Source organism: Rhodococcus sp. Chr-9 (genome assembly GCF_000801125.1).
GTDB classification, from domain to species: Bacteria; Actinomycetota; Actinomycetes; order Mycobacteriales; family Mycobacteriaceae; genus Rhodococcus; species Rhodococcus pyridinivorans.
The window spans coordinates 1-5,420 of record NZ_JTIZ01000091.1 but is presented as its reverse complement, the minus strand read 5'-3'; the positions used below and the strand labels follow the sequence as shown (position 1 = coordinate 5,420).

Sequence of the window (5,420 nt, the reverse complement as noted above, 5' to 3'; positions counted from 1 at the left end):
GCAACGGGGTCGATCGACACCCGCCCCTACCAAGTGCGAAGAGCCCGATATTTCGTCCACGGCCGCGGTCCGTGTATCCGACGAAACCGGGACGCTGCTCGCCAAGGGGTCCCTGACCGGCAGCGTCCGCGAAGGCGACTTCTGCACCTTCTTCTTCACCGTGCCCGACGTGCCGCGCGGGGTGTCGTTCTATGACGTCGAGATCTCCCACCGCGGTTCCGTCTCGTACGACGAAGCCGAGGCCGACTCGGGTGTGCATCTCACCCTCGGCCGCTGAAATCCGCTCCACTCATCGAATAGAGGTTTGCCATGACCATGCCCAACCAGCCCGGCGCTCCGGTCCCGCCCGCCGGCTACGAACCCGCCCAGCAGAAAAAGCGCAAGAAGTGGCCGTGGATCGTCGGCGGAATCGTTGCCGTCTTCGTCATCGCCTCCGTGTCCGGCGGGGGTGACGACGACAAGCCGAGCACGCCTGCGAAGACGGATCCGCCAGCGGCTACGCAGGCAGATGCGCCGGTCGTCGAGGAGGAAACCGCGACGATGAACACGCGTGTTCGCGACGGCAAGTTCGAGTTCGTCGTCAACGGGGTCGAGACCGGTATCAGCACCCTCGGTGACAACCCGTACCTCGCGAAGGAGGCTCAGGGGCAGTTCGTCATCGTCACGATGACGGTCAGCAACATCTCGGATCAACCGAAGAGCCTCAGCCCCAGCGACCAGAAACTCGTCGACGAGCAGGGGCGCACCTTCGGGCCCGACACCTCGGCCGCTCTGAACCTCGACTCGGATGTGCCGATCTGGGACCAGATCAACCCCGGCAACACCGTCACCATGCCGGTCGTGTTCGACATGCCGGTCGACGCAGTTCCGACGGCGATCGAGCTGCACGACTCGATGTTCTCGAACGGTGTCACCGTCTCTCTGCGGTAACTGCCTCCCCTACTGCCGGTGCGCCCGAGGAGGGGTCGGGCGCACCGGTTTTCCCCACGATTCGTTCACCGAGTAAGGACCTGTGCAATGTCGAACGACAAGTCGCCGGCGCCGGCCGGCTGGTACCCGGACCCCGAGGGCGGGCAGCGATATTGGGATGGGACGACGTGGCTCGATTTCCCCGAACCCGGATCTGACGCCGACGAAACACCCGAGACGGAGCGTTGGTTCCGAAAGCGGATGGTCGTCGTGACGTTGCTGGTGGTGGTGCTTGCAGCAGTCGGCGGGACGGTGACGTGGAAGATCAACCACGACGCACAGGTCGCCGCTCAAGCATCGGCGCTGGAAGAAGCGGCGAAGCGTGAAGCCGAGCGCATCGAAGCGGAACGCGCCGAGCAAGAGGCTGCCGATGCGGCGGAACGCGCTTCCCGGGCGTTGAGCGTGACGAACATCGAGGCGAGTATCGAAGAGATGGCGCTCGAGCACGTGAACAAGGGCATGTTCGACGGCCCGGTGCTCTCGGTGACGTGTTCCCCCGTCAACGGCGGGTCCACGGACAATCTCAACGAAACCACCACAGTATTCGAATGTTTCGTGGGCACCGAAGACGTCGGGGGCGGCCGGATGCGCGGCTACAAGTACCACGCGACGATGAACTGGAGCAGTGGAGAGTTCACGTACGGGTTCGGGGCGCCGTAGATCGTTCACATGTCTGCTTACTCGGGCGTCGCCGGTCGTGGATGATTCGCATATGACCTCGGAAGCTCTGCCGCCGGCTACGCGCACCCTGATGAAGCAACTCAAGTTGGTCTAGCTGTTCGCCGACCAGCACGTGTTTCCCCGCATCGACGACGCGGCCGCGCACTGGGAACCGTCGTCCCATTGCGTCGCCGTCCGACGGGTCGATGGCAGGCTCGTTGCCGACTGGCCCGATGAGACCGCTGAGATCCTTCCCGAGACCACGATCGCGTGGCTGCTGTGGCATATCGAATGGTGGTGGTCGAACACTCTCACCGTGTGCCGTGGAGGGAGCCCGGTGGCGCCCGCCGATCACGACTGGTCCGGTTCCGTAGATCGCATTCGAGCCTTGCGCGAAGACTGGGTCGACCTTCTCCGAACAACCGACGCGAACACCGTCATCGTCGGCCTGATGCCCGATCCAAGCCCACTCTGGGAGGTCGCTGGCTGGGTCAATTTCGAACTGACGAAAAATGTTTCGGAGATCGGTCAGATGTTGACACGACGAGCGAACGCGCTGTCCTGATCTTCACGGTTCGACCTACGCAGCCACGATGCCTGCGATCGGAGTACGGGCGTCGACCGCCTGGCGGAAGTTGATCATCGCGCGCTGAAGGTGGTCGCGATTGGTCACCAGCACTGCGCCCGTCGCCCGGCGTTCCAGCAGGACCGTGTTCGTGAAGCGCGCGTTCTCGACGGTGGACGTGGACCGCGTCTCCTCTGTGATGCGTTCCGGGGGGATACCTCGTGCGACGAGCCAGTCCTTCATCGCCCGCGCTTCGGTGATGCCGTTGCGGGGCGCACCGCCCGTGACGACGATCGGTGATTCCGGATAGCGATGCGCTGCAAGCAGAGTCGCTTCGAGACGTTCTTCGAGGACCGGACGAATCTCGCCGTCCTCCGTGAGGCCGGCACCGAGGACGACGAGATGGGTACCGCGCGGATTGAGATCGAGCATCAGCGGGAAGCGCGTGGTGAGCCGCTCCCATTCCGCACAGAGGAGGACCAGTGCGAAGCCGACTGTCGGTACGGCCGACGACGTATGCAGCCGTATGGGGTCGTATGGGATTTTTTCCATACGCCCCCATAAATGTCCATAAACGTCCATAGATCTTGCACATAAGTAGAACGCACGTTCGAGTTGACGTTGATCAACTCGCATGGCACCATCCCTGCAACGATCTGAATACAGGTCGACCCCGGAAGGTGCGCCAACACCACTCCGGGGTCTGGGCACAAGACAGAACAGAGGCTGTCATGCACCGTAGGGTGGATTCTATCCACACGCCCACCAGAGGCGTGCACCAGCAATCGGCCGTCTCCGGCCGCAACTTCACCTGGCCACCAGGTTCCTCACCCACGCTCTAGACTGCTTTGCCCTTCGGCCCCCACGGTCGGAGGGCTCGAGTCGTTTCTTGCGCATCGACGTGCACGAGGGCCGTTCCGGTAGCCGAGGCACATCGACGCATTCGTCGCTCGTCTCCCACAGTCCGACGTCAGCGCTCGACGCTGCGAACCGGGGTGCCATTCCTCTCGTTCGAAACCGACTGGGCACCAGTATTCTTCGTCTCCGCAGCTGGTGGCGGAGCACCCGATCGTGAGGGTCGACACGAGCGACCGGGTCCAGTACAAGCCACACGTCCTCTGCGACGTGGGGCCAGAAGTGCTGGCCGAGACGGTCTACCGGGGCATGGCGACCGGGCAGCCTTGGGGAAGGGGACGACAGGCTCAGGGACCCGTAGGGTCTCCGATCGGTTGGCGCAGCCGCCCGAAGGGCGCCCGCTTTTCCTTTCTGTCAGCTTGCGTTTCCGGTGGTTTCGAGCAGCCGACGCAACAAACTTCCGATCAAGCCCTGCTCCGCGTAACTCTCGAACGAGCCGTTATCGAACCGTTCTGCACGAACCGATACGGTCAAGTACCGCAGGCAATCTGCAGCCGACGCGTGACCGATCGGGCGCGGATCGGAATACTCGAGCACCGCCTTGCCTTCCCAACCGGGCCAATTGAACGGGACGACCAATCCGCGATCGTGCAGAAAATCCAACGCCCACCCGACCACTGACAGATCAGCTGATGTGTCGGCCGCCGCAGCCCCCTCGCGGGGTAAGTCCCGGGGAGTGGTGGGAATCAGCTGAGGGCATCCGGCCAGGTCCGCGGCGTGTCGCTCCCTCGCCGAGGGTGGGCCATCGCGTAGAGATCGACGAGTTACCTCTCACAGTGACTCACAGAAAGCAGCTGCGCGATGACCCACGACCATTCTGCACTGCTCGCTCAGCTCGACGCGCTCAAGAGCGCCGACAGCGCCAGCGTGTTCGCCGAACTGATCCGCGCCGGCCTGCAAACATTGATCGAAGCCGAGGCCACCGACAAGCTCGGCGCCGGCCGCTACGAACGTACCGACAAGCGCATCACCCATCGCAACGGGCATCGTACCAAGACGGTGTCGACCACCAGCGGTGATGTGGACGTCAAGATTCCCAAACTACGGTCCGGGTCGTTCTTCCCCTCGCTGCTCGAACGCCGCCGTCGCATCGACAAGGCGCTGTATGCGGTGGTCATGGAGGCCTACGTGCACGGGGTATCGACCCGCAGCGTCGACGATCTGGTCGGCGCGTTGGGCGTCGACTCCGGGATTTCGAAGTCGGAGGTCTCGCGGATCTGCGCCGGCCTGGACACCGAGATCGCCCGGTTCCGAGAGCGCACGTGACGCACACGAGCTTTCCGTATGTGTTTCTCGACGCTACTTTTTGCAAGGTTCGGGTCGGTGCGCACGTGGTGTCGCAGGCGCTGGTGGTCGCCACCGGGGTGTCGATCGACGGCATGCGCGAGGTGTTGGGCACTGCGGTCGGTGACAGTGAATCCTTCGAGTTCTGGCGTGAGTTCCTCACCGGCCTCAAGGCCCGTGGTCTGTCGGGGGTGCATCTGGTGATCTCCGATGCGCACAGCGGTCTCAAAGCTTCTGTGGTGCAGCAGTTCGCGGGTTCGTCGTGGCAGAGGTGTCGGGTGCATTTCATGCGGAATATTCGAGCGGCGGTGGCCTCGAAGCATGTGCCGCCGGTGATGGCGGCGGTCAAGACGATTTTCGCGCACACCGATCCGGTTGAGGTGGCTGCGCAGTAGGATCAGGTCACCGATACCTTCGCCGGGTCGTTCCCGAAGGTCGCGGCGTTGATGGAAGCGGCCAAGCACGATGTGCTGGCGTTCACCGCGCTCCCGAAGGCGCAGTGGCAAAAAATTTGGTCCAACAATCCCATCGAGAGGTTGAACAAGGAAATCAAGCGTCGAGCCGATGTCGTGGAGATTTTTCCGAACCCGGCGGCGTTCCTGCGGTTGGCGACTGCGGTGGTCATCGAGCAGCACGACGAGTGGCAGGTCAGCCGCCGGTATGTCTCGGATGTGAGCATGGACGAACTTCGTGCGGTGATCGCCGCGAAGGAACGCGCTACCGAACCGGCGTTGTCGTTGACTGTTTCGAGCGAAACAGTATAGTATTCAGCACGACTCGTTGATCGCTAGGTGTATTGCAGAGCCGATCCGAAGTCCACCACTCCACGAGGCACTATCCCCTCGCGAGCACAACTGGACGAAAAGTTGTCGAGAGCCGAGACGAGCGACCGAAGCTCCTCCCGATCACGCGGAGTCAACGCATCGATCGCCGTGATGAACGGCGCGTCGTCCAGCTCGGCATCCATTGAATTCGCCTTCCTTAGCCTCAATCTTTCGCGCGGACCGCGTGCCGGCCTGAGCGGTCT

At 63.0% G+C, this 5,420-nt stretch carries 5 protein-coding genes and 2 pseudogenes; 5 read left to right on the top strand and 2 right to left on the bottom strand.

The genetic code is table 11. From position 1 onward, the window contains the following. The 4 genes and pseudogenes from QR64_RS26925 to QR64_RS14030 all read left to right on the top strand — a co-directional run. Window positions 1–277 (top strand): annotated as a pseudogene (locus tag QR64_RS26925) (hypothetical protein); the annotation flags it as partial. A gap of 32 nt (window positions 278–309) precedes the next feature. Then, window positions 310–930 carry a DUF4352 domain-containing protein gene (locus QR64_RS14040; protein ID WP_039585734.1) on the top strand — a complete coding sequence of 207 codons (621 nt, stop codon included), beginning with the start codon at window positions 310–312 and terminating at the stop codon, window positions 928–930. A gap of 87 nt (window positions 931–1,017) precedes the next feature. Beyond that, entirely contained in the window at window positions 1,018–1,629 is a 612-nt protein-coding gene (locus tag QR64_RS14035; RefSeq protein WP_039585732.1) for a DUF2510 domain-containing protein, read from the top strand. Between the two features lie 133 nt (window positions 1,630–1,762). Beyond that, the gene (locus QR64_RS14030; protein WP_235367144.1) at window positions 1,763–2,194 is read left to right on the top strand and encodes a DinB family protein; all 432 of its coding nucleotides are present in this window, start codon (window positions 1,763–1,765) and stop codon (window positions 2,192–2,194) included. Between the two features lie 15 nt (window positions 2,195–2,209). Here the strand turns inward: QR64_RS14030 and QR64_RS14025 are convergent, their stop codons facing one another. Then, window positions 2,210–2,746 carry a YdcF family protein gene (locus tag QR64_RS14025; protein ID WP_084222336.1) on the bottom strand — a complete coding sequence of 179 codons (537 nt, stop codon included), beginning with the start codon at window positions 2,744–2,746 and terminating at the stop codon, window positions 2,210–2,212. A 717-nt stretch (window positions 2,747–3,463) separates the two neighbouring features. Next, window positions 3,464–3,796, bottom strand: coding sequence for a DUF6508 domain-containing protein (locus QR64_RS14020; protein ID WP_268814372.1), 333 nt, complete (start codon window positions 3,794–3,796; stop codon window positions 3,464–3,466). Window positions 3,797–3,910: 114 nt separating this feature from the next. Here QR64_RS14020 and QR64_RS14015 point away from each other — a divergent pair. Beyond that, a pseudogene (locus QR64_RS14015) lies at window positions 3,911–5,157 on the top strand (IS256 family transposase). Window positions 5,158–5,420 lie beyond the last annotated feature (263 nt).

Excerpts from the sequence above, each read along its gene's own strand:
- QR64_RS14035 (WP_039585732.1), top strand. The coding sequence starts at position 1,018 with ATGTCGAACGACAAGTCGCCGGCGCCGGCCGGCTGGTACCCGGACCCC.
- QR64_RS14040 (WP_039585734.1), top strand. The coding sequence starts at position 310 with ATGACCATGCCCAACCAGCCCGGCGCTCCGGTCCCGCCCGCCGGCTAC.
- QR64_RS14025 (WP_084222336.1), bottom strand. The coding sequence starts at position 2,746 with ATGGAAAAAATCCCATACGACCCCATACGGCTGCATACGTCGTCGGCC.